At 65.8% G+C, this 22,198-nt stretch carries 23 protein-coding genes; 20 read left to right on the forward strand and 3 right to left on the reverse strand.

Going from position 1 to position 22,198, the window contains the following annotated elements; translation table 11 throughout:
• Positions 1-2 precede the first annotated feature (2 nt).
• The 19 genes from APH25_RS01095 to APH25_RS01185 are packed head-to-tail and all read left to right on the forward strand — an operon-like array spanning position 3 to position 17,168.
• Positions 3-257 carry an acyl carrier protein gene (locus APH25_RS01095; RefSeq protein ID WP_028632002.1) on the forward strand — a complete coding sequence of 85 codons (255 nt, stop codon included), beginning with the start codon at positions 3-5 and terminating at the stop codon, positions 255-257.
• Positions 254-799 (forward strand): membrane protein, encoded by a 546-nt coding sequence (locus APH25_RS01100; protein ID WP_028632003.1) that lies wholly within the window; start codon positions 254-256, stop codon positions 797-799. The genes APH25_RS01095 and APH25_RS01100 overlap by 4 nt, the downstream gene beginning before the upstream one ends.
• Positions 796-2,475: an AMP-binding protein gene (locus APH25_RS01105; protein WP_060480787.1), complete on the forward strand. Its 1,680-nt coding sequence runs from the start codon at positions 796-798 to the stop codon at positions 2,473-2,475. Before APH25_RS01100 ends, APH25_RS01105 begins: the two co-directional genes overlap by 4 nt.
• On the forward strand, positions 2,468-3,202 hold the full coding sequence (locus APH25_RS01110; protein ID WP_060480788.1) for a glycosyltransferase family 2 protein: 735 nt from the start codon (positions 2,468-2,470) through the stop codon (positions 3,200-3,202). Before APH25_RS01105 ends, APH25_RS01110 begins: the two co-directional genes overlap by 8 nt.
• Positions 3,199-4,137, forward strand: a complete 939-nt coding sequence (locus tag APH25_RS01115; RefSeq protein ID WP_060480789.1) for a glycosyl transferase — start codon at positions 3,199-3,201, stop codon at positions 4,135-4,137. Before APH25_RS01110 ends, APH25_RS01115 begins: the two co-directional genes overlap by 4 nt.
• On the forward strand, positions 4,118-5,662 hold the full coding sequence (gene hutH / locus APH25_RS01120) for a histidine ammonia-lyase (protein WP_060480790.1): 1,545 nt from the start codon (positions 4,118-4,120) through the stop codon (positions 5,660-5,662). The genes APH25_RS01115 and hutH overlap by 20 nt, the downstream gene beginning before the upstream one ends.
• Positions 5,655-6,080, forward strand: coding sequence for a thioesterase family protein (locus APH25_RS01125; RefSeq protein WP_060480791.1), 426 nt, complete (start codon positions 5,655-5,657; stop codon positions 6,078-6,080). The genes hutH and APH25_RS01125 overlap by 8 nt, the downstream gene beginning before the upstream one ends.
• Complete coding sequence (locus tag APH25_RS01130; RefSeq protein ID WP_082428189.1) at positions 6,077-6,739, forward strand: outer membrane lipoprotein carrier protein LolA; 663 nt, start codon at positions 6,077-6,079, stop codon at positions 6,737-6,739. Before APH25_RS01125 ends, APH25_RS01130 begins: the two co-directional genes overlap by 4 nt.
• Complete coding sequence (locus tag APH25_RS01135; protein ID WP_060480792.1) at positions 6,729-9,050, forward strand: MMPL family transporter; 2,322 nt, start codon at positions 6,729-6,731, stop codon at positions 9,048-9,050. Before APH25_RS01130 ends, APH25_RS01135 begins: the two co-directional genes overlap by 11 nt.
• Positions 9,047-10,204, forward strand: a complete 1,158-nt coding sequence (locus APH25_RS01140) for a hypothetical protein (protein ID WP_060480793.1) — start codon at positions 9,047-9,049, stop codon at positions 10,202-10,204. The genes APH25_RS01135 and APH25_RS01140 overlap by 4 nt, the downstream gene beginning before the upstream one ends.
• A complete protein-coding gene (locus tag APH25_RS01145) occupies positions 10,191-11,438 on the forward strand; it encodes an NAD(P)/FAD-dependent oxidoreductase (RefSeq protein WP_060480794.1) in 1,248 nt (415 codons plus the stop codon). The genes APH25_RS01140 and APH25_RS01145 overlap by 14 nt, the downstream gene beginning before the upstream one ends.
• Positions 11,435-12,166, forward strand: coding sequence for a class I SAM-dependent methyltransferase (locus APH25_RS01150; protein WP_028632013.1), 732 nt, complete (start codon positions 11,435-11,437; stop codon positions 12,164-12,166). The genes APH25_RS01145 and APH25_RS01150 overlap by 4 nt, the downstream gene beginning before the upstream one ends.
• Positions 12,163-12,648, forward strand: coding sequence for a hypothetical protein (locus APH25_RS01155; RefSeq protein WP_060480795.1), 486 nt, complete (start codon positions 12,163-12,165; stop codon positions 12,646-12,648). Before APH25_RS01150 ends, APH25_RS01155 begins: the two co-directional genes overlap by 4 nt.
• The gene (locus APH25_RS01160) at positions 12,645-13,838 is read left to right on the forward strand and encodes a beta-ketoacyl-[acyl-carrier-protein] synthase family protein (RefSeq protein ID WP_060480796.1); all 1,194 of its coding nucleotides are present in this window, start codon (positions 12,645-12,647) and stop codon (positions 13,836-13,838) included. The genes APH25_RS01155 and APH25_RS01160 overlap by 4 nt, the downstream gene beginning before the upstream one ends.
• Complete coding sequence (locus tag APH25_RS01165) at positions 13,835-14,305, forward strand: hotdog family protein (RefSeq protein ID WP_028632016.1); 471 nt, start codon at positions 13,835-13,837, stop codon at positions 14,303-14,305. Before APH25_RS01160 ends, APH25_RS01165 begins: the two co-directional genes overlap by 4 nt.
• Positions 14,298-15,026, forward strand: a complete 729-nt coding sequence (gene fabG, locus APH25_RS01170) for a 3-oxoacyl-ACP reductase FabG (RefSeq protein WP_028632017.1) — start codon at positions 14,298-14,300, stop codon at positions 15,024-15,026. The genes APH25_RS01165 and fabG overlap by 8 nt, the downstream gene beginning before the upstream one ends.
• The gene (locus tag APH25_RS01175) at positions 15,026-16,252 is read left to right on the forward strand and encodes a beta-ketoacyl-ACP synthase (protein WP_060480797.1); all 1,227 of its coding nucleotides are present in this window, start codon (positions 15,026-15,028) and stop codon (positions 16,250-16,252) included. The genes fabG and APH25_RS01175 overlap by 1 nt, the downstream gene beginning before the upstream one ends.
• Positions 16,253-16,274: 22 nt before the next feature.
• The gene (locus tag APH25_RS01180; protein ID WP_060480798.1) at positions 16,275-16,700 is read left to right on the forward strand and encodes a hypothetical protein; all 426 of its coding nucleotides are present in this window, start codon (positions 16,275-16,277) and stop codon (positions 16,698-16,700) included.
• Positions 16,701-16,721: 21 nt separating this feature from the next.
• Positions 16,722-17,168, forward strand: coding sequence for a hypothetical protein (locus APH25_RS01185; protein WP_028632020.1), 447 nt, complete (start codon positions 16,722-16,724; stop codon positions 17,166-17,168).
• A gap of 29 nt (positions 17,169-17,197) precedes the next feature.
• On the opposite strand, the gene APH25_RS01190 is transcribed toward APH25_RS01185, so the two are convergent.
• Positions 17,198-18,091, reverse strand: coding sequence for a LysR family transcriptional regulator (locus APH25_RS01190; RefSeq protein ID WP_028632021.1), 894 nt, complete (start codon positions 18,089-18,091; stop codon positions 17,198-17,200).
• Positions 18,092-18,200: 109 nt separating this feature from the next.
• Here APH25_RS01190 and APH25_RS01195 point away from each other — a divergent pair, with 109 nt between their 5' ends.
• On the forward strand, positions 18,201-19,445 hold the full coding sequence (locus tag APH25_RS01195; RefSeq protein WP_060480799.1) for an MFS transporter: 1,245 nt from the start codon (positions 18,201-18,203) through the stop codon (positions 19,443-19,445).
• 30 nt (positions 19,446-19,475) lie between these two features.
• On the opposite strand, the gene hemE is transcribed toward APH25_RS01195, so the two are convergent.
• Together hemE and APH25_RS01205 are read right to left on the reverse strand one after the other, a co-directional pair.
• Positions 19,476-20,540, reverse strand: coding sequence for a uroporphyrinogen decarboxylase (gene hemE / locus APH25_RS01200; RefSeq protein ID WP_060480800.1), 1,065 nt, complete (start codon positions 20,538-20,540; stop codon positions 19,476-19,478).
• 163 nt (positions 20,541-20,703) lie between these two features.
• Positions 20,704-22,122 (reverse strand): FAD-dependent oxidoreductase, encoded by a 1,419-nt coding sequence (locus tag APH25_RS01205; RefSeq protein ID WP_028632024.1) that lies wholly within the window; start codon positions 22,120-22,122, stop codon positions 20,704-20,706.
• Positions 22,123-22,198: the final 76 nt, after the last annotated feature.

Below are 22,198 nucleotides of genomic sequence, written 5' to 3' on the forward strand. Positions count from 1 at the left end.
CCATGCAAACCCGTGAAGACATCTTCAACATCCTGCGCGACGCCCTGGTCGAGTTGTTCGAGCTGGACCCGGCCCGCATCAGCCTCGACGCCAACCTGTACCAGGACCTGGAAATCGACAGCATCGACGCCGTTGACCTGATCGATCACATCAAGCGCCAGACAGGCAAAAAAATCGCCGCTGACGAATTCAAGTCGGTGCGCACCGTCAACGACGTGGTCGAGGCTGTGTTCCGCCTGGTAAACCCGGCGGCATGAAACAGCTGATTGGCCTGGGCCTGCTGGTGGCCGGCCTGCTATACCCGTTTGCGGTGCACTTCGGCATGGCCCATTTCGCCCCCTGGCAATTCGGCCTGCTGCTTGGCAGCCTGTGGCTGGCCCGTGTGCTCAGCGCGCCGCGCCGCCCCGGCAGCCTGTGGATGGCCGTGGCCGCCCTGGCATTCTGCTGCGTACTGGGGCTGTCCGACAGCCAGGCCCTGCTGCGCTGGTACCCGGTGTTGATCAGTGCCTTCATGCTGGCGCTGTTCGGTACCAGCCTGCTGCACGGCATGCCGGTGGCCGAGCGCCTGGCACGCCTGCGCGACCCACAGCTGCCGCCGCGAGCGGTGCGCTATACGCGGCACGTCACCCAGGCCTGGTGCCTGTTTTTTCTGCTTAACGGCCTGATCGCCGCCAGCCTCACGCTATGGGCACCCCTGACGTGGTGGACGCTGTACAACGGCATCATCGCCTACGCCGCCATGGGCGTGCTGTTCGCCCTGGAATGGCTGATAAGACAACGTGTGCGAGGACGCTCATGAACTGGATCAACCTCGAACACCTGCTGCTGGCACTGGACGCGTCGCGGCCGGTGACCCAGGCCCCCGCCCTGGACCATGCCAGCCTGTGCCAACAGGCCCTGCGGCTGGCGGGGGGCCTGCACCAGCGCGGTGCCCGGCGCCTGGCCATTCACCTGGAGGACGCGGCCCAACTGGCCGCCGCCCTGCTAGGTGCCTGGCGGGCGGGCGTCGAGGTGCTGCTGCCCGCCGACCTGCAGCCCGCCACCCGTGAGCGCTGGCACAGCCATGTCGACCTGTGGCTCAGCGACCAGCCCGGCGATACGCCGTTCGAGGCATTGATGGGCCAAGCCATGCCCCCCGCCGCGCTGGACCTGGACCTGTGCCGCATCAGCCTGTGCACGTCCGGGTCCAGTGGCGAACCCAAGCGCATCGACAAGCAGCTGCGCCAGCTGGCCAACGAGGTAGAGGCACTCGAGCAACTCTGGGGAGCCGACCTGGGCCGGGCCTGGATCATCGGCAGTGTCGCCACCCAGCACATCTACGGCCTGCTGTTCCGTGTGCTGTGGCCCCTGTGCGCCGGGCGCGGCTTCGAGCGGCGCCAGCTGCCCTTCCCCGAAGACCTGCAACGGGCCAGCCGTGAGCACCCTGCGTTCGCCTGGGTGGCCAGCCCTGCCCTGCTCAAGCGCATGGGCGAGAACCTGGACTGGCCTGCCCTGCAACCGGTGCGCAAGGTATTTTCGTCCGGTGGCGAGCTGCCAGCCGATGCCGCGCAGCGCCTGCAGCAACGCCTCGGCCAGTGGCCTGCAGAAATTCTCGGCAGTTCGGAAACCGGCGGTATCGCCTGGCGCCAGGGGCAAGCCCTGTGGCAGCCCTTTGCCGGCGTGCACTTAAGCCATGGCGCCGATGGCGCGCTGCGTATCGCCTCGCCTTACCTGCCTGCCGGGCATGTGGAACACAGCGCGGATGCTGCGGAGTTCTCGCCAGACGGGCGTTTCCGCCTGCTGGGCCGCCTGGACCGCATCGTCAAGCTGGAAGAGAAGCGCATCTCCCTGCCCATGCTGGAGCAGGCCCTGTGCACCCACCCCTGGGTGGCTGAAGCGCGCCTGGGCATGATCGAACAAGGCCGGGCGTACCTGGCCGCGTTGCTGGTACCCACCGCAGCAGGCCTGCACGCGCTGCGCAACCAGGGCCGCCGGGTACTGCTGGATACGCTGCGTAAACACCTGGCGGGCCACTGCGAGGCGCTGGCGTTGCCGCGCCGCTGGCGGCTGATGCAGCAACTGCCACTCAACAGCCAGGGCAAGCTACCCCAGGCGGCCCTGCACACGCTGCTGGAGGCACCACGCAGCATGGCGCCGCAGGTGCTGGCACAGCAGGGCGCGGGCGACGAACTGCAGTTCAACCTCGCCGTGCCGCTGGACCTGGCGTGTTTCTCCGGGCATTTCCCGCGTACGCCAGTGCTGCCGGGCGTGGTGCAGATCGACTGGGCCATCGCCCTGGCAACCGAACACCTGCAGGCCGGGCTGCACTTCGCCGGCATGGAAGTGCTGAAGTTCCAGCAGCTGGTGCGCCCCGGCGACCAGCTGGCACTGAGCCTTCGCCTGGACCGGGCACGCAGCAAACTGTACTTCGCCTTCACCTGCGCGGGGCAGCCCTGCTCCAGCGGCCGTATCCTGCTGGAGGACACCTGTGCATAAGCCCTGCGCGGTCATCCCCGTGTACAACCACGAGCAGGCACTGCCGGCTGTGGTAGCCGAGCTGCAGCAAGCGGGCCTGCCCTGCGTGCTGGTCGATGACGCCAGTCATCCCGCCTGCGCGCAAGTGCTCGAGCACCTGGCCAGCCAGCGTGATGTGTATCTGGTCACCCTGACCGTGAACCAGGGCAAGGGTGGCGCGGTAATGGCTGGCCTGCGAGAGGCTGCACGCCTTGGCTTCAGCCATGCGCTGCAGGTAGACGCCGATGGCCAGCACAACCTGCTCGATGTGGGGCTGTTCCTCGACCAGTCGCGCAACCACCCACAGGCACTGGTGTGCGGTTACCCCCAGTACGATGCCAGTGTGCCCAAGGGCAGGCTGTATGCCCGCTACCTCACCCACGTGTGGGTGTGGATCAACAGCTTGTCGCTGCAGATCCCCGACTCCATGTGCGGTTTTCGCGTGTATCCCCTGCCTGCCACCCTGGCAATGATCGACAGCGTCAAACTGGGCAAGCGCATGGACTTCGACCCTGAAATCCTGGTGCGCCTGGCCTGGCGCAACCAGCCGATGCGCTGGCTGCCCACCCGGGTGCACTACCCCCAGGACGGCCTGTCCCATTTCCGGCTGTTCCATGACAACGCGCTGATCTCGAAAATGCACGCCAAGCTGTTCTTCGGCATGCTGCTGCGGGCACCGGCAATACTCTGGCGCAGGTGGCGGGCATGAGCGAACCGTCGCAGCACTGGGCCGAACATCAGGAACGCGGCAGCTTCTGGCTGATGAAACTCACAGCCACCCTGGTGCGCCTGCTGGGCCGGCGCATGCTCAGCCCGTTGATCCACCTCATCGTCGCCTACTTCTTCCTGTTTGGCCGCCGCGCCCGGCGCAGCGCCTGGCAGTACCAGCAGCGGCTGCGCCAATGGAGCGGCGGGCAGACCACCGCCCCCAGCCAATGGCAGGTGTTCCGCCAGTTCATGGCCTTCGCCGAGGCCCTGCTGGACAAGCTGGACGTGTGGAACGGCAAGCTGCGTATCGAAGACATCGAGATCCACGACCCGGCCCAACTGCGCCGGCAACTGCGCGGCAGCCGTGGGCAAATGCTGGTAGGGGCGCACCTGGGCAACCTTGAAGTGTGCCGCGCCCTGGCCGAAATCGGCGAGCAGGTCACCATGAACGTGCTGGTGCACACCCGCCATGCCGAGCGCTTCAACCGCCTGTTGGGTGAAGCGGGGGCTACCAACCTGAGGCTGATCCAGGTCAGCGAACTGGACCCAGCTGTCATGCTGCAATTGTCCGAACGGCTGGAGCGTGGCGAATGGCTGGCGATTGCCGGTGACCGTGTGCCCCTGCACGGCGGGCGCACGGTAGAAGTGGATTTCCTCGGCCACCGGGCAGCCTTTCCGCAAGGCCCGTGGCTGCTGGCGGGCATGCTCGAATGCCCGCTCAACCTGCTGTTCTGCCTCAAGCACCAGGGGCGCTACCACGTCACCCTCGAACCCTTTGCCGAGCGCCTGCAATGGCGACGCGGCCAGCGCGATCAGGTAATCGCCGAGTGGGCCACACGCTACGCCGACCGCCTGGGCCACTACTGCACCCAGGCGCCCCTGCAGTGGTTCAATTTCTACCCTTTCTGGAAGACCGATGACGATGCATCCGCATGAAGCTGTCACGTTCGGCGAAGCGCCGCTGGCAATCGAACAGGTGGTGGCCCTGGCAGAACGCCGTGCCCAGGTGCACCTGCAGGACGACGCCACCTACCGAGCGCGTATCGCCCGGGGTGCAAGGTTTCTCGACACCCTGCTCGACAAGGAAGGGGTGATCTACGGCGTCACCACCGGCTACGGTGATTCCTGCGTGGTGGCTGTACCGCTGGAACATGTGGAGGCGCTGCCACAGCACCTGTACACCTTCCACGGCTGCGGCCTCGGCAAGCTGCTGGATGCCCCTGCCACCCGCGCGGTGCTGGCCGCCCGCCTGCGCTCGCTCAGCCATGGTGTTTCCGGCGTGCGCCTTGAGCTGCTGGAGCGCCTGCGCGACTTCATCGCCCACGACATCCTGCCGCTGATCCCCGAAGAAGGCTCGGTGGGCGCCAGCGGTGACCTCACGCCGCTGTCTTATGTGGCCGCGACGCTGTCGGGCGAGCGCGATGTGATGTACCAGGGCATGCGCCGCAGCAGCGCCGACGTGCACCGGGAGCTGGGCTGGCAACCGCTGGTGCTCCGGCCCAAGGAAGCCCTGGCGCTGATGAACGGCACTGCAGTGATGACCGGGTTGGCGTGCCTGGCCTACAGCCGCGCCGACTACCTGCTGCAGTTGGCCACCCGCATCACCGCCCTGAACGTGATCGCCCTGCAGGGCAACCCGGAACACTTCGATGAACGGCTGTTCGCCGCCAAGCCGCACCCCGGCCAGGCGCAAGTCGCCGCCTGGCTGCGCCAGGACCTTGCCATCGACGCCCCGCTGCCGACCCTGCACCGCCTGCAGGACCGCTACTCGCTGCGCTGCGCGCCGCATGTGCTGGGGGTGCTGGCCGACAGCCTGGGCTGGCTGCGCGGTTTCATCGAAACCGAACTGAACAGTGCCAACGACAACCCGATCATCGACGGTGACGCTGAACGTGTGCTGCACGGCGGGCATTTCTACGGCGGGCATATCGCCTTTGCCATGGACAGCCTGAAAACCTTGGTGGCCAACGTCGCCGACCTGCTCGACCGGCAGCTCGCACTGCTGGTGGACGTGCGCTACAACCATGGCCTGCCGAGCAACCTGTCCGGCGCGCCGGCCGACCGGGCGATGATCAACCACGGCTTCAAGGCCGTGCAGATTGGCACCAGCGCCTGGACCGCCGAAGCCCTCAAGCAGACCATGCCCGCCAGCGTGTTCTCGCGCTCCACCGAGTGCCACAACCAGGACAAGGTGAGCATGGGCACAATCGCTGCCCGCGATGCCCTGCGCGTGCTGGAACTGACCGAACAGGTGGCTGCCGCCGCGCTGCTGGCCGCCAACCAGGGTGTGTGGCTGCGCAGCCGCCATGCCGATGCACGCCCATTGCCGCCTGCGCTGGCGCACATGCACGAAGCGCTGCTGGGTGAGTTTGCCCCGGTGATCGAAGATAGGGCCCTGGAGCAAGACCTGCGCCACTGCCTGCAGCGGATCGGCCAGCGCCACTGGAGGCTGCATGCGTAGCGCCGGGGTATTCCACGTCGACAGCGAGGTGGTCGTGCCATTCTTCGACGTCGACAGCATGCACGTGGTGTGGCATGGCCATTACGTGAAGTACCTGGAGGTGGCCCGCTGCGCCCTGCTCGACCGCCTCTCGCACAACTACGTGCAGATGCAGGCCAGCGGCTACGCATGGCCGGTGATCGACCTGCAGTTGCGCTACATGCGCGGCGCCACCTTCGGCCAGCGCCTGAATGTGCGGGCCAGCCTGGTGGAGTGGGAAAACCGCCTGAAAATCCATTACCTGATCAGCGATGCCGAAACCGGTGAGCGCATGACCCGGGCCAGCACCGTGCAGGTCGCCGTGCACATTGCCAGTGGCGAAATGCAGCTGGCCTCGCCCCAGGTAATGCTCGATGCCGTCCAGCAGGTGCTTGCATGAACCCCCTCGATAACCGCGCCCTCCGGTGTACTGCAGGCGTCGGCTTGCCGGCGATAGCCTGCAAAGCAGGCCCGCTCGTCCTGGCCTTGCTGTTGTGGCTTATCAGCCCGCTCACCTTCGCCTTCACCCTCGACGACCTGCAAAAGCAGCTCAGCGCCCCCGCCGTGGTCAAAGGCCCGTTCGTGCAGGAAAAGCACCTGCGTGCCCTGCCCCAGCCGCTGCTGAGCCAGGGGCAGTTCGTGCTGGCCCGCGACCACGGGCTGCTGTGGCTGCTGCAAACCCCACTGCGCCAGGACTACCGCATCGATGCCCATGGCATCGCCCGGCGCGACCCGAGTGGCTGGCAGGCCCTGCCCAACCGTAGCGCCGGTGCCGAGCAGAACCGCCTGTTCTTCGCCGTGCTGCAAGGCGACAGCACCGGCCTGCAACGTGACTTCGAGCTGGCCCTCACCGGGGACGCCGCCCACTGGCAGTTGCAGCTCACCCCCCGTTCGCTGCTGCTCAAGCAGGTGTTCAAGCGCATCGACATCACCGGTGGGCGCTATGTACAACGCATCGAATTGAGCGAAACCCAGGGTGACAGCACGGTGCTGCGCATGCCCGAAAGCAGCGGCGCTGCTGACCTGAGCGACGCGGAGCGCAGCGACTTTGCCAACTGAACGCCTACTGCCGCGCCTGTTCGTCTGCCTGCTGCTGGCCATGCTTGCCGTAGCCGGCTGGCAGTGGCACCGGGGCGCGCCGCTGTCGGCCGACCTGATGTCGCTGGTGCCTGGCGCCACCCAGGACCCACTGGTGCAGCGTGCCGAGCAGCGCATGCAGGAGCCGCTGAACCGCGAACTGCTGGTACTGGTAGGGCACCCGCAACGCCAGAAGGCGCTGGCCCTGGCCGAGAAGCTGGCCGGGCAGTGGCAGGCCAGCGGCTTGTTCGAAAAGGTCCAGTGGAGCCTGCAGACCGACCTGCAGGCTGTGCGCACGCAGTTGTTGCAGGGCCGGCTGGCCATGCTGGCGCCCGCAGACCGGCAACAGCTGGAAGCGCAACCCGATGCGTTCGTGGCGCAACGGGTGCAAAGCCTGTTCGACCCGTTTGCCGGGTTCAGCCTGGTGCCCAACCAGGACGACTGGCTGGGGCTCACGGGGCGTGTCCAGAACAGCCAGCCCAAGCCCGCCAATGTTGAACTGGATACGGCCAGCGGCGCGCTGATTGCCCAAGCGGATGACCACTATTGGGTGCTGCTGCGTGCCCGTACCCTGGGCAACGCATTCGACATGCAGCTGCCATTGCAGGTGGCCGACCTTCTGGCCAACGCCCGCCAGCAGGCCGAACCGCTCGGTGCCCAACTGCTGGCGGCCAGCGGCCTGCTGCACGCTGCTGCCGGCCAGCAGCAGGCCAGCCGCGAAATCAGCTGGGTAGGCGGTGGCGCCACGCTGGGTATTCTGCTGCTGCTGTGGCTGGCCTTCCGTAACTGGCGGGCACTGCTGGCGTTCGTTCCGGTGCTGGTGGGCATGCTGTTCGGCTCGGTGGTGTGCGTGGCCCTGTTCGGCCAGATGCACGTCATGACCTTGGTGCTCGGTTCCAGCCTGATCGGTGTGGCAGTGGACTACCCGCTGCACTACCTGTCCAAGAGCTGGAGCCTGAAACCCTGGCAAAGCTGGCCGGCGGTGCGCCTCACCCTGCCAGGCATGAGCCTGAGCCTGGCTACCAGCTGCATTGGCTACCTGGCCCTGGCCTTCACACCCTTCCCGGCCCTGACCCAGATCGCCGCGTTTTCCGCCGCCGGCCTGCTGGGCGCCTACCTGAGCGCGGTGTGCCTGCTACCCGCGTTGCTGGCGTCGGCGCAGCTCAGACCGGCGCTATGGCCGCTGCGCATTGCCCAGGCCCTGACACAGTGGCGTGAAGCGCTGCTGCGCAGGGTGCCCAGTGGCGCCTTGCTGGCCTTGGTGCTGATGTTCTGCGCCGGCGGCCTCTGGCACTTGCAGACGCGCAACGACATTCGCCAGTGGGTCGGTACGCCGCCGCAACTGTTGCAGCAAGCCCAGGCCGTGGCGCGCATCACTGGCTACCAACCTACCAGCCAGTTCTACCTGGTGCGCGCTGCCGACCAGCAACAACTGCTGGCGCGCACCCAGGCGCTGGGGGCCAAACTCACGGAACTGGTGGAACTGGGCAAGCTCAAGGGCTTCATGAGCCTCAGCCAGCTGGTTGCCAGCCCCGCCGAGCAACAGCAGGCGCGCAAGGCGCTGGAGGTGCTGCCCGAGCACTGGCAGCCGCTGGTGGCGCTTGGCGTACCCGAAGCGGCCTTGCAGGCCGAGATCCAGCAGTTGCAGGCATTACCTGTGCAGGCCATCGAACACGTGTTGGCAGGCCCCCTGGGCGAAGCATGGCGGCCCTTGTGGCTAGGCGCCGATGCACAGGGCGTAGCTGCCATCGTCAGCCTTCAGGGGTTGTCGGATACAGCGTTGCTGCAGTTGCAGACCCAGGACCTGGACGGCGTGCAACTGGTAGACCGCTTGGGGGAACTCAACCAGCTGTTTGCGGCGACCCAGGTGAGCGCAGCGGAACTCAAGCTGCTGTCCTGCGTGCTGATCCTGGTGCTGCTGGTGATGCCCTTCGGCCTGCGTGGTTCGCTGCGCATCGTTGCACTGCCGCTGCTGGCCGCGCTGTGCAGCCTGGCGAGCCTGGGCTGGCTGGGCCAACCCCTGACGCTGTTCAGCCTGTTCGGGCTGTTGCTGGTGACTGCCATCAGCGTCGACTACGCCATCCTCATGCATGAGCGCATAGGCGGGGCGGCCGTGAGCCTGCTGGGTACCCTGCTGGCCGCGCTCACCACCTGGCTGTCGTTCGGGCTGCTGGCCCTGTCCAGCACCCCGGCGGTGAGCAACTTCGGCGCAGCGGTAAGCCTGGGCCTGGTCTTCAGCTTCCTGCTGGCGCCCTGGGCCGCCCCTCGCGACGGAGCGCCAACGCCACCATGACGATCATTCTGTTCTGGGGCCTGGCGTTGGCAGCATTTGCCCTGGCCAGCCTGCTGGGCAAACGACTGGGCCTGATCCCCATCGTCAGCCAGCTGCTGCTGGCCACCCTGGCGCTGCCTGCGGTGATGGGGCTGTGGATAACCCCGCACTGGCAGCTGGACGGCCCCGCACTGATCGCACCGGCCTGGGTCAAGACCCTGTACGGCGCCAGCTTTGCCCTGCTGCTCGGGCACATCCTCACCGATGTGCTGGCCCTGCGGCCAGACCGCCAGGCTGTGAAACTGGCGGTACCCAGCTTTCTGCTGCCGTTTGCCTGCGGTCTGGCCTGCGCAACAGGGCTGATGGGTTTGAGCGGCGTTGCTGCCCTGGCCCTGGGCCTGGTCTTCGCCATTACCGCAATCCCTGTGTTGTACCTGTACCTGCGGGCTATCGATTACCCCGCTGCCGCCAGCCGGCGGTTGCTGCAAGCGGCCATCCTGATCGACGTGGCCTGCTGGCTGCTGCTGGGCCTGGGCCAAGGGAGCCTGCACCCGGGCACACTGGCGTTGCCGTTGCTGGCAGCCTTGCTGCCGCTGCCGCTTCACGCACTGGGCCTGCGCGCACCCAAGGTTTATGGGGCGCTGTTTCTGGTGCTGCTGTTCGTTGCCGAGCACTACAAGCTCAATGCCCTGGTCTTCGGCATGGGCTACCTGGCCTGCCTTGCCTGGCGCAGGATACCGGCCACGCTGCCATTGCCCGATACCTGCAACCGGCGAGTGCAACACAGCCTCGCCGTGCCGTTGATACTGACCTACGGCGTGATACAGATCGATGCACACCACGCCCTCGACAGCCTGGACGGCTGGCAACTGTGCGCGCTGGTCGCGCTGCCGATCGCCAGCAAGCTGCTGGGTAACTGGCTTGGCCTGTGCTGGGCCGCCCCGTCATTCCCCGGGGCCAGCAGATGGCGCGAGAGCCTGCTGCTGAACATTCGTGGCCTCAGCGAAATCGTTTTCCTCAACCTGTTGCTGTCCCAGCAGCTGATCAGCCCTGCCGTGTATTTCGCGCTGATGCTGATGAGCCTGGTTGCCACCCTGATGCCGGCGCTGGCCGGCCTGCACCGTCTTCCACTTAACGCCCCATCCATGGCAAGGAGCCCGCATGCCAAACGCTGACCTACAACAACGCCAAGTCCTGGTGATCGGTGCCGGGCCTTCCGGCGCCATCGCATCGGCCCTGCTCAAGCGCCAGGGGCACGATGTGCTGGTCATCGAACGCCAGCGTTTTCCGCGTTTTTCAATCGGCGAAAGTCTGCTGTCCCACTGCCTGGATTTCGTCGAGGAGGCCGGCATGCTCGAGGCCCTGCAAGCCGCAGGCTTCCAGCACAAGAATGGCGCCGCCTTCGCCTGGGGCGACGAGTACACGGCGTTCGACTTCGGCCAGACCTTCACCCAGGGTAAACCCAGCACCTTCCAGGTGCAGCGGGCCCGCTTCGACCAGTTGCTGGCCGACCAGGCCGAAGCCCAGGGCGTGGAGATACGCTACGAACACGAGATCGTCAGCGCCGACATGAATGGCGAGCAGCCCCAGGTGCGCGTGCGCCGCCCGGACGGCAGCGAGTACACCGTGCAGGCCGGCTTCGTGCTGGACGCCAGCGGCTACGGCCGGGTACTGCCAAGAATGCTGGACCTCGAAGCACCGTCGGCCTTCCCGGTGCGCCGGGCCGTGTTCACGCACATCGAAGACCGTATCGACCACCCAGGCTTCGACCGCGACAAGATCCTCATCACCACCCACCCCGAGCACCGTGACATCTGGTTCTGGACCATCCCATTCAGCGACGGCCGCACCTCACTGGGCGTGGTGGCGGCCGCAGAACACTATGCCAACGCCCCCGAGGACCTCGACGCCTGCCTCAAGCACTTCGTGGCACAAGCGCCGAGCCTGTCCAAGGTGCTGGCCAATGCAGTGTGGGACACCCCGGCGCGCACCATCGGGGGCTATTCGGCCAACGTCAAGGCGCTGCACGGCAAGGGCTATGCCCTGCTCGGCAACGCCGCCGAATTCCTCGACCCGGTGTTCTCCTCCGGCGTCACCATCGCCATGCGCTCGGCGAGCATGGCCGCCGGCCTGCTGCACCGCCAACTGCAAGGTGAAACGGTGAACTGGCAGACCGAGTTTGCCGAACCCCTTCAGCAGGGCGTCGACACCTTCCGTGTCTATGTCGAAGGCTGGTACGACGGCAGTTTCCAGGACGTGATCTACCACCCAGGCAGCTCGCCGGAAATCCGCGCCATGATCAGCTCCATCCTGGCTGGCTATGCCTGGGACACGCGCAACCCGTTCGTGGCCGAACCCCGGCGCCGCCTGCGCACCCTGGCCGAACTGTGCGCGAGGGCGCCGGCATGAGTGAGCGCCCGTTCCTGAGCGACACCTATGTCGAGGAAACGCGCATAGGCTTTCGTTTTCTCGCCAGTCACACCTGGCAGCACCACGTGCTGCGGGTGGCCATCGAAGACCTGCGCCGGCTGTTCGACGGTGCACCGCCCCAGGGCGCAGTGCTGCTGGATGCTGGCTGCGGGCAGGGCAGGTCGTTCAAGCACCTGCAGCGGGTATTTGCGCCCGCTCGCCTGCTGGGCACCGATGCCGACCCGCACAGCCTCGACCTGAGCGCAGCCGAAGCCCAGCGCCTGGGCATCGATGTGGAGCTGTGCGGCAGCGACTGTGCCAAGCTGCCCTACCCTGACGCCAGCATCGACCTGCTGTTCTGTCACCAGACCTTTCACCACCTGGTGGAACAGGAAAAAGCCCTGGCCGAGTTTTACCGAGTACTCAAGCCGGGTGGCTACCTGCTGTTCGCCGAATCTACCGAGGCGTACATCGATACCTGGGTGATCCGCTGGTTCTTCCGCCACCCCATGCACGTGCAGAAGAGTGCCGAGGGCTACCTGCAGATGCTGCGCAGCCAGGGCTTCGAGTTTGGCCCTGCCAATGTCTCCTACCCCTACCTGTGGTGGAGCCGGGCCAAGGACTTCGGCCTGCTCGAGCGCCTGGGCCTGCGCAAGCCGCCACCGGTGGGCGAGCGCGAGGAAACGCTGGTCAACGTGGTTGCGCGCAAGCCGCTGGAGCCCGCATGAAAGCCTTCCTGGCATGCGCGCTGTGCCTGCTGCTGAGCGCCTGCGCGGCGCGCCCGCCCCTGCCTGAGCGGCTGCCGGGGCTGACCCTGCCGCAGCAGTTGCATGTGCAGCGCGAACAGGCCGGCCAGCGCCAGGACTGGTTGCTGGTGATCCAGGACGAGCACCAGCGCTTGCGCTGGTCGCTGCTCGACCTGCTGGGCATCCCCCAGGCCCGGCAGCTGCTGGACGGCCAGCAATGGCAGGCCGATGGGCTGCTACCGCCCAACCCGGCAGCCCGGGAGCTGTTCGCTGCCGTATTGTTCGCCCTCACCCCGCCCGCGCAACTGGCCCAGCTGTATCCACAGGCCCGCGAGCAAGCGGGGCAGCGTTGGCTGGGTGACCGCTGGCACGTCACCTATCGGGGCGAGGATGCCTTCGACTTGAACCTCGGTGAAGGCCTGCGTTATGTAATCGACCCCCTGCCTCGCGAGAACCGACCATGACCGCCTACCTCAATGCCCTAGGCCTGATCTGCGCCCTTGGCCAGGGCCAGGCCGAAGTGGCGGCCGGCCTGTTCGCCGGCGATTGTTCCGGCATGCAGCCCGCGTCAGGCTGGATCCCAGACCGCTGCCCGCCCGTGGGTGCGGTCGCCTCGGCATTGCCCGCAGTACCGCTGCCCGAGCAGCACAGCCGCAACAACCAGCTGCTGTACGCGGCCGCCCTGCAGATCGAGCCGGCCATCCGCCAGGCGATCGCCCAGTATGGTGGGCATCGTGTTGCCGTCATTCTCGGGACCAGTACGTCCGGCATTGCCGAAGGCAGTGCCGCCATCGGCCAGTTCATCAACAGCGGGCAGTTCCCTGCCGACTATCACTACGCACAGCAGGCACTGAGCGCGCCGGCCGACTTCCTCGCCGACTGGCTGCAACTCAGCGGCCCGGCCTACGTCATCTCCACGGCCTGCACCTCCAGTGCCCGCGCCTTGCTCAGCGCCCGGCGCCTGCTGCAGCTGGGCGTGTGCGACGCCGTGCTGTGCGGCGGCGTCGACAGCCTGTGCAGCCTCACCCTCAATGGCTTCAGCGCCCTGGAAGCGATCAGTGAGCAGCGCTGCAACCCGTTCTCGGCCAACCGCGATGGCATCAACATTGGCGAGGCGGCGGCCCTGTTCCTGATGACGCGCCAGCGCAACGCGCAAGGCCGCACCCTGGCACTGCTGGGTGCCGGTGCCAGCTCGGACGCCCACCACATATCCGCGCCCGACCCGACCGGTGCCGGCGCCTTGCGGTGCATGGGCAAAGCACTGGACAATGCCGGCCTCGCGCCCGCGCAAATCAACTACCTGAACCTGCATGGCACCGCCACTGCGCACAATGACGCCATGGAAAGCCTGGCCGTGCATGCCCTGTTCGGTGCCACGGTGCCGTGTTCGTCGAGCAAGCCCATGACCGGCCACACGTTGGGTGCGGCCGGCGCGCTGGAAGCAGCGTTCTGCTGGCTGAGCCTGAGCGAGCACAACCCGTTGGGCCTGCTGCCACCGCATGTGTGGGACCAGCAGCGCGACCCTGCGCTGCCGGGCCTGGCCCTGGTGGATGGCCGCCAGCGCCTGGGTACTGATGGCCCACGCCGTTTAATGAGCAACTCGTTCGCCTTCGGCGGCAATAATGTCAGCCTGATTCTCGGAGACACCGCATGAACCCCTGGCCACTGGCCGAGCTGCTGCCCCACGCCGGCGACATGATCCTGATCGACCAGATCGAGCGCTGCGATGAGGAGCAGATCTTCACCCGCACCACCGTGCAGCCTGGCGGCCTGTTCAACCGCGCCGACGGCAGCCTGCCGGCGTGGCTGGGCATCGAGCTGATGGCCCAGAGCGTCGCGGCCTATGCCGGCTGCCGCGCCCGGCGCAATGGCCAGGCAGTCGAACTGGGTTTCCTGCTGGGTGCGCGCAAATACGAATGCGATGTCGAGCACTTCCCCGCCGGCGCCGAACTGCACATCCACGCCCAGCGTTCGCTCGAAGACGACAACGGCATGGGCGTGTTCGAATGCCACCTGCGCGGCCCCGGCATCCATGCCAGTGCCCGCCTGAACGTGTACCGCCCGCCGCAAGCGGCCAGCTACCTGGCCGAAGCGGGCCCTGAGGAGTCCCCCCATGACTGACACCATTCTGGTCACCGGTTCGAGCCGCGGCATTGGCCGCGCCATCGCCCTGCGCCTGGCCCGGTCCGGTTACGACCTGGTCCTGCATTGCCGCAGCGGCCGCGCCGAGGCCGACGCCGTGGCCGAAAACGTGCGGGCCCTGGGCCAACAGGCACGGGTGCTGCAGTTCGACATTGCCGACCGTGCCGCCTGCCGCGCCGCCCTGGAGAGCGATGTGGAGCAGCATGGGGCGTATTACGGCGTGGTGTGCAACGCCGGGCTGACCCGCGATGGCGCCTTCCCGGCGCTTACCGACGAAGACTGGGACCAGGTGCTGCGTACCAACCTGGACGGTTTCTACAACGTTCTGCAGCCACTGACCATGCCAATGATCCGCCGTCGGGCACCCGGGCGCATCGTCTGCATCACCTCGGTGTCGGGGTTGATCGGTAACCGTGGCCAGGTCAACTACAGCGCCTCCAAGGCGGGGCTGATCGGCGCGGCAAAGGCGCTGGCGATCGAGCTGGGCAAACGCCGCATCACCGTCAATTGCGTGGCCCCTGGGCTGATCGACACGGCCATGCTCGACGAGCACGTGCCTGTGGACGAGCTGATGAAGATGATCCCTGCCGGGCGCATGGGCACCGCTGAAGAAGTGGCCGGTGCAGTCAACTTCCTGATGTCGGCGGAGGCTGCCTACATCACCCGCCAGGTGCTGGCCGTGAACGGGGGGTTGTGCTGATGCGCCGGGTTGTCGTCACCGGCATGGCCGGCATCACCTCGCTGGGCAGCGACTGGGCGACCATCGCCGGGCATTTCGCCAGCCAGCGCAGTGGCATCCGGCGCATGGACGAATGGGACCGCTTCGAAGAAATGAACACGCGGCTGGCCGGCCCCGTCGATGATTTCAAGGTGCCCGCCCACTGGACCCGCAAGCAACTGCGCAGCATGGGCCGGGTATCACGCCTGGCGGTGGCCGCGGCCGAGCGGGCACTGGCCGATGCAGGCCTGCTGGATGACCCGAGCATCCGCGATGGGCGCATGGGGGTGGCCTGCGGCTCGTCCACCGGCAGCACGGACGAGATCAAGGCGTTCGGCAACATGCTGCTCAACTCGGTGGCCGACGGCCTCAATGCCAATTCCTACGTGCGCATGATGCCGCACACCACCGCCGCCAATATCAGCATCTTCTTCGGCCTCACCGGGCGCCTGATCCCCACCTCCAGTGCCTGCACCAGCGGCAGCCAGGGCATCGGCTACGCCTATGAGGCGATCAAGTACGGGCGCCTGCCGATGATGCTGGCGGGGGGCGCCGAAGAGCTGTGCCCCACCGAGGCGATGGTGTTCGATGCGCTGTACGCCACCAGCCTGATGAACGACACCCCGCACCTTAGCCCACGCCCCTACGACTGCCGCCGTGATGGCCTGGTGATTGGCGAGGGCGGCGGCATGCTGGTGCTTGAAGAACTTGAACACGCCCGCGCCCGCGGGGCCAGGATACACGCCGAAATCGTCGGCTTTGGCAGCAACGCCGATGGCCAGCACACCACCCGCCCCGAGCAGACGACCATGCGCCGCGCCATGGAGCTGGCGCTGGAGGATGCCGGCCTGGCACCCGCAGCAATCGGCTATGTGAATGGCCACGGTACCGCCACCGAGCAGGGCGACATCGCCGAGACCCTGGCGACCAGCAGCCTGTTCGGCACCCACATGCCCATCAGTTCGCAGAAGAGCTTTCTTGGCCACACGCTCGGGGCGTGCGGGGCACTGGAGTCGTGGTTCAGCATCGAAATGATGAACAGTGACCGCTACGTGCACACCCTGAACCTGGACGAAGTAGACCCGCGCTGTGGCGAACTGGACTACCTGCGTGGCGAGTTCCGCACCATGAACCACCAGTTCGTGATGAACAACAACTTTGCTTTCGGTGGGGTCAACACGTCGTTGATCTTCCGCCGCTGGCCGTAATCCCCAACCTGGAGAGCATGGAATGTCCCCTCTGATCCGCGCAGCGGCCCTGGGCCTTGTACTCACCGGCCTGGCCGGCTGTACGTCGAAGCCGGTGCTGAACCCGGCTGAACAGCTGGCCTCCGCGACACCCTACACCCAACAGCAGGTGCAACAGGCCATTCTGAAGGCCATTGCCGACCGCGGCTGGACGGCACGCTCGGTAAACCCGAGCGTGATCCAGGCCGACATCACCGTGCGCAACACCTTCTTCGCTGCCGTGGATATCCACTACAGCGCCAGCCAGTTCCGCATCGCCTACCGCGACAGCCGCGAACTGGGGTACAAGGACGGCAAGATCCACCGCAACTACAACCGCTGGGTCTACAACCTGGACCGCAGCATCGTGCGTCAGCTCAACACAGTGAGCAGCCAGAGCCTGTTGCAACAAAGCAGCGTTACCCCCTAACCACCGACCAAGGAAGAACCGATGCGCTTGAAGACCCTTACCGCCGCCACTGCCCTGCTGCTGGCTGCACTGCCAGGCCTGAGCCAGGCCCGTGATACCGCGCTGTTCCTGCCCTTCGACAAGGTAGTGCAGCAAATGCTTGCCGAGAAAAAGCTCGATGGCTCGGTCAAGTTCTACTTGGCGGGCGTACAGCCACGCGGCAAGGTCAAGGTGGTCAGCCCCAACGCCGTGACCAACAAGAAGACCAACGCCTTCAACAAGAGTGACGAAGTGGCCTGCGAATGGGCCCTGCAGTCGGCCCTGCTGACCATGCAGGACGCTGCGCGCAAGGCCAACGCCAATGCCGTGACCAACATCGTCAGCTACTACAAGCGCAACGAGCGCAAAGACCCGGCCACCTACGAGTGCCATGCCGGCGCGGTCATCGCCGGTGTTGCCATCAAGGGCGACCTGGCCCGCGTAGACTGATACCCAGGCGCAACCGGGGCAGGCTGGTGTCAGGCCTGAACCTGCCCGGTCAGCAGTTCGGCGAAGGCTGTGGCCATCGCCGACTGCTGGCACTGGCGCTGTACCAGCCACACGGCAGACGTGGCTTCGGTATCCAGTAACGTGCGGTACACCACGCCCTCGATGCGCATACGCTGGTAAGAAGCCGGCAGCACCGACACCCCAAGCCCCGCCGACACCAGCCCGATGATCGTCATCGCCTCCCCTGCCTCCTGGGCAAAGTGCGGGCTGAAGCCTGCCTGACGCGCCAGGCTGAGCAGCTGGGCATACAAACCACTGCCATAGCTGCGCGGGAAGAACACAAAAGGTTCCTGGGCCAGCGCTGCCAGATGCACGCCTTGCTCCGTGGCCTGAGCCAGCGCATGCGAGGCATTGATCACCGCCACCAGTGGCTCGCGGAACAGCTCCGTGGCAACCAACCCTTGGGGCAGCGGCATCGGCCGCATCAGGCCCACTTCGATGGACTCATCGAACACCCCTTCGGCGACTTCGCGGCTGCTCATTTCCTTGAGGTTCAGGTGCACTGCCGGAAAGCGCTGGCGGAAGGCATGGATCGCCTGGGGGATCTTCGACGTGAACGGCGCAGAGGACGTAAAGCCGATCTTCATCTCGCCCAGCTCCCCCAACTGGGCACGCCTGGCCACATCGGCCGCCTTCTCGACCTGGGCCAGTACCAGCCGGGCCTCCTCCAGAAACAGCCGCCCGGCCTCGCTGAGTTCCACCCGACGGTTGGTACGCTCGAATAACCTGGCGCCCAGCTCGTGCTCCAGCGCCTGGATCTGCTGGCTCAGGGGCGGCTGTGAAATGCCGAGCTGCTGGGCGGCGCGGCCAAAGTGCAATTCTTCGGCAACGGCAACGAAATAGCGCAGGTGACGCAGCTCCATGGGTAGCCTCCAACAGGTCGTGAAACGTCTTAAATAGGTCGAACAATATATTGGATCTAATCATTAGGCAGCTATATGCTTTTTTCCATTGCGCCTGAGGTACCCGCCAGTGAAAAACGCCGCTGTTCCCTTGCCTGCCGAACCCGAGACTGCCTCGCTCAACGACCTGTGGATCGAGAAAGGCACGCCAGCCTTCATGAAAACCGTGCTGGCGCTGTTCAGTGGCGGCTTTGCCACCTTTGCCCTGCTGTACTGCGTGCAGCCGATGATGCCGCTGCTGTCGAAGGAATTTGCCATCAATGCCGCGCAGAGCAGCCTGGTGCTGTCGGTCGCAACCGGCATGCTGGCGTTCGGGTTGTTGATAACCGGCCCGGTCTCCGACCGCATTGGACGCAAGCCGGTGATGGTGTTCGCCTTGGTGTGCGCGGCGCTGTGCACCATCGCCAGCGCCGTGATGCCGAGCTGGGAGCTGGTGCTGGCCACCCGCGCACTGGTCGGGCTGTCCCTGAGCGGCCTGGCAGCGGTGGCAATGACCTACCTGAGCGAGGAGATTCACCCACAGCACATCGGCCTGGCCATGGGCCTGTACATCGGCGGCAATGCCATTGGTGGCATGAGCGGCCGGCTGATTACCGGCGTGCTGATCGACTTCGTCAGCTGGCACACGGCGATGCTCACGGTGGGGGGCCTGGCATTGCTGGCGGCGGTGGTGTTCTGGAAAGTGCTGCCCGAGTCGCGCAACTTCCGCCCCCAGGCCATGAACCCGCGCAGCCTGCTGGACGGCTTCGTGGTGCACTTCAAGGATGCCGGGCTGCCTTGGCTGTTCCTCGAAGCGTTCCTGCTGATGGGCGCCTTCGTCACCCTGTTCAACTACATTGGCTATCGCCTGCTGGCGGAGCCTTACCACATGAACCAGGCGCTGGTGGGGCTGCTGTCGGTGGTGTACCTGTCGGGTATCTACAGCTCGGCGCAGGTGGGCGCACTGGCCGACAAGCTGGGCCGGCGCAAGGTGTTCTGGGCGAGTATCGTGGTCATGGCGGGGGGCATGCTGATAACCCTGGCCAGCCCATTGTTCATGGTGATCATGGGCATGCTGGTGTTCACCTTCGGCTTCTTCGGGGCACACTCGGTGGCCAGCAGCTGGATCGGCCGCCGCGCCTTGCGGGCCAAGGGGCAGGCGTCATCGCTGTATCTGTTCTGCTACTACGCGGGGTCGAGCGTGGCCGGGACGGCAGGCGGGGTGTTCTGGCACCAGTGGGGGTGGAACGGCATCGGGTTGTTCATCGGCAGCCTGCTGGCGGTAGCGCTGCTGGTGGCGTTGCACCTGAGCAAGCTACCGCCAAAGGCGGCGTAGGGGCTCGCGGGCATGCCCGCGAGCTGGTCTTTACTGGTGGTACAGCGCTGACAGTTCGTGCACGGCGTTGATGAACACACCGGCATGCTCCGGGTCGACTTCCGGGGTGATGCCATGGCCCAGGTTGAACACGTGGCCACTGCCCTGGCCGTAGCTGGCCAGAATACGCGCGACTTCCTTGCGGATGGCTTCGGGCCGGGCGTACAGCACGGTCGGGTCCATGTTGCCTTGCAGGGCCACCTGGTTACCCACACGGCGGCGGGCATCGCCGATATCGCAGGTCCAGTCCAGGCCCAGTGCATCGGCACCCGCCTCGGCAATGCTTTCGAGCCACAGGCCGCCGTTCTTGGTGAACAGGATGACCGGCACCTTGCGCCCTTCGTGCTCGCGAATCAGGCCACTGACGATCTTGCGCATGTAGGCCAGGGAAAACTCCTGGTACGCCGCAGCCGACAGGTTGCCACCCCAGGTGTCAAAGATCTGCACCGCCTGTGCGCCGGCCAGGATCTGGCCATTGAGGTACGTTGTGACCGACTGGGCCAGCTTGTCCAGCAACAGGTGCAGCGCCTGGGGGTTGTCGTAGGCCATGGCCTTGGTCTTGCGGAAGTCCTTGGACGAGCCGCCTTCGACCATGTACGTGGCCAGCGTCCACGGGCTGCCTGAGAAGCCGATCAGCGGTACCCGGCCATTGAGCTCGCGGCGGATGGTGCTGACGGCGTCCATCACGTAGCCCAAGTCTTTCTGGGCATCGGGCACGGGCAGTGCTTCGATGTCGGCCGGGGTGCTGACCACCTTTCTGAAACGCGGGCCTTCGCCGGTTTCGAAGTACAGGCCAAGGCCCATGGCATCAGGGATGGTGAGGATGTCCGAGAACAGGATCGCGGCGTCCAGCGGGTAGCGGTCGAGTGGCTGCAGGGTGACCTCGCAGGCGAACTGCGGGTTTTTGCACAGGCTCATGAAGTCACCGGCCTTGGCACGGCTGGCGCGATATTCCGGGAGGTAGCGGCCGGCCTGGCGCATCATCCACACCGGGGTGACGTCTACGGGTTGCTTGAGCAGTGCACGCAGGAAACGATCGTTCTTCAGGGCAGTCATGTCGGCATCCGGAAAAAAAGTGGGGGCATTTTCTCAGACACCAGCACAAAAGGCACGGCTGAGACCATGCGTTTTGTCTATTGGGTGCGTTGGGTCAAGCTGTGTCGCGTACAAAGCCGGCCCCTGCAGATAACGCGTACCTTGCAGGAGCCGGCAGCCGACCTCACACTTCCAGGAAGTCCAGGATGCCTTCGGCAGCGGTGCGCCCTTCGAAAATGGCGGTCACTACCAGGTCGGACCCGCGCACCATGTCGCCGCCGGCAAACACCTTCGGGTTGCTGGTCTGGTGCTTGAACTTGCCCTGCTCCGGCGCTACCACACGGCCCTGGCTGTCCAGTTGGATGCCGTGCTGCTCGAACCAGGGGGCCGGGCTTGGGCGGAAGCCGAAGGCGATGACCACCGCATCGGCCGGCAGGATCTCTTCAGACCCCGGGATTGGCTCCGGGCTGCGGCGGCCACGGGCGTCGGGCTCACCCAGGCGGGTTTCCACCACTTTCACGCCTTCGACCTTGTCCTCACCCACGATCGCAATGGGCTGGCGGTTGTACAGGAACTTCACGCCCTCTTCCTTGGCGTTCTTAACTTCCTTGCGCGAACCGGGCATGTTGGCTTCGTCACGGCGATAGGCACAGGTCACGGCCTTGGCGCCCTGGCGAATGGAAGTGCGGTTGCAGTCCATGGCGGTGTCACCACCACCGAGCACCACCACCCGCTTGCCCTGCATGTCGACGAAATCTTCCGGCGACTTCTCGAAGCCCAGGTTGCGGTTGACGTTGGCGATCAGGAAGTCCAGGGCATCGTGCACCCCTGGCAGGTCCTCGCCGGGGAAGCCCCCCTTCATGTAGGTGTAGGTGCCCATGCCCATGAACACTGCATCGTACTCGGCCAGCAGTTGCTCAAGGGTCACATCCTTGCCCACCTCGGTGTTCAGGCGGAACTCGATGCCCATGCCGGTGAACACTTCACGGCGGTTGCTGAGCACGGTTTTTTCCAGCTTGAATTCGGGGATACCGAAGGTCAGCAGGCCGCCGATTTCCGGGTTGCGGTCGAACACCACCGGGGTTACCCCGGCGCGCACCAGCACGTCGGCACAGCCAAGGCCTGCCGGGCCGGCGCCGATGATGGCAACGCGCTTGCCGGTGGGCTTGACCTTGGACATGTCCGGGCGCCAGCCCATGGCGAAGGCGGTATCGGTGATGTACTTCTCCACCGAACCGATGGTCACCGCGCCAAAGCCGTCGTTCAGCGTGCAGGCACCTTCACACAGGCGGTCCTGTGGGCACACCCGCCCGCACACTTCCGGCAGGGTGTTGGTCTGGTGCGACAATTCCGCCGCCGCCAGGATGTTGCCTTCGGACACCAGCTTCAACCAGTTGGGGATGAAGTTGTGCACCGGGCACTTCCATTCGCAGTACGGGTTACCACAGCCCAGGCAACGGTGCGCCTGTTCCACAGACTGCTGCGGCTTGAACGGTTCGTAGATTTCCACGAACTCCTTCTTGCGCTGGCGCAGCAGCTTTTTCTTCGGGTCCTTGCGGCCCACCTCGATGAACTGGAAGTCGTTATTCAGACGTTCAGCCATTTTTCAAAACCTCTTAACAGCAGCTGCAAGCGTTTAGCTGCAAGCCACAAGACGATCACGTAAGCCTGGCAAACCC

This window comes from Pseudomonas sp. NBRC 111119, from assembly GCF_001320125.1.
GTDB lineage: Bacteria > Pseudomonadota > Gammaproteobacteria > Pseudomonadales > Pseudomonadaceae > Aquipseudomonas > Aquipseudomonas parafulva.

What these genes read in the sequence shown, in the direction of transcription:
- APH25_RS01165 (WP_028632016.1), top strand. Translation starts at nt 13,835, where the DNA reads ATGAACCCCTGGCCACTGGCCGAGCTGCTGCCCCACGCCGGCGACATG.
- APH25_RS01205 (WP_028632024.1), bottom strand. Translation starts at nt 22,122, where the DNA reads ATGGCTGAACGTCTGAATAACGACTTCCAGTTCATCGAGGTGGGCCGC.
- APH25_RS01180 (WP_060480798.1), top strand. Translation starts at nt 16,275, where the DNA reads ATGTCCCCTCTGATCCGCGCAGCGGCCCTGGGCCTTGTACTCACCGGC.
- APH25_RS01185 (WP_028632020.1), top strand. Translation starts at nt 16,722, where the DNA reads ATGCGCTTGAAGACCCTTACCGCCGCCACTGCCCTGCTGCTGGCTGCA.
- fabG (WP_028632017.1), top strand. Translation starts at nt 14,298, where the DNA reads ATGACTGACACCATTCTGGTCACCGGTTCGAGCCGCGGCATTGGCCGC.
- APH25_RS01175 (WP_060480797.1), top strand. Translation starts at nt 15,026, where the DNA reads ATGCGCCGGGTTGTCGTCACCGGCATGGCCGGCATCACCTCGCTGGGC.
- APH25_RS01105 (WP_060480787.1), top strand. Translation starts at nt 796, where the DNA reads ATGAACTGGATCAACCTCGAACACCTGCTGCTGGCACTGGACGCGTCG.
- hutH (WP_060480790.1), top strand. Translation starts at nt 4,118, where the DNA reads ATGACGATGCATCCGCATGAAGCTGTCACGTTCGGCGAAGCGCCGCTG.
- APH25_RS01125 (WP_060480791.1), top strand. Translation starts at nt 5,655, where the DNA reads ATGCGTAGCGCCGGGGTATTCCACGTCGACAGCGAGGTGGTCGTGCCA.
- APH25_RS01150 (WP_028632013.1), top strand. Translation starts at nt 11,435, where the DNA reads ATGAGTGAGCGCCCGTTCCTGAGCGACACCTATGTCGAGGAAACGCGC.
- APH25_RS01130 (WP_082428189.1), top strand. Translation starts at nt 6,077, where the DNA reads ATGAACCCCCTCGATAACCGCGCCCTCCGGTGTACTGCAGGCGTCGGC.
- APH25_RS01160 (WP_060480796.1), top strand. Translation starts at nt 12,645, where the DNA reads ATGACCGCCTACCTCAATGCCCTAGGCCTGATCTGCGCCCTTGGCCAG.
- hemE (WP_060480800.1), bottom strand. Translation starts at nt 20,540, where the DNA reads ATGACTGCCCTGAAGAACGATCGTTTCCTGCGTGCACTGCTCAAGCAA.
- APH25_RS01145 (WP_060480794.1), top strand. Translation starts at nt 10,191, where the DNA reads ATGCCAAACGCTGACCTACAACAACGCCAAGTCCTGGTGATCGGTGCC.
- APH25_RS01115 (WP_060480789.1), top strand. Translation starts at nt 3,199, where the DNA reads ATGAGCGAACCGTCGCAGCACTGGGCCGAACATCAGGAACGCGGCAGC.
- APH25_RS01095 (WP_028632002.1), top strand. Translation starts at nt 3, where the DNA reads ATGCAAACCCGTGAAGACATCTTCAACATCCTGCGCGACGCCCTGGTC.
- APH25_RS01190 (WP_028632021.1), bottom strand. Translation starts at nt 18,091, where the DNA reads ATGGAGCTGCGTCACCTGCGCTATTTCGTTGCCGTTGCCGAAGAATTG.
- APH25_RS01155 (WP_060480795.1), top strand. Translation starts at nt 12,163, where the DNA reads ATGAAAGCCTTCCTGGCATGCGCGCTGTGCCTGCTGCTGAGCGCCTGC.
- APH25_RS01100 (WP_028632003.1), top strand. Translation starts at nt 254, where the DNA reads ATGAAACAGCTGATTGGCCTGGGCCTGCTGGTGGCCGGCCTGCTATAC.
- APH25_RS01140 (WP_060480793.1), top strand. Translation starts at nt 9,047, where the DNA reads ATGACGATCATTCTGTTCTGGGGCCTGGCGTTGGCAGCATTTGCCCTG.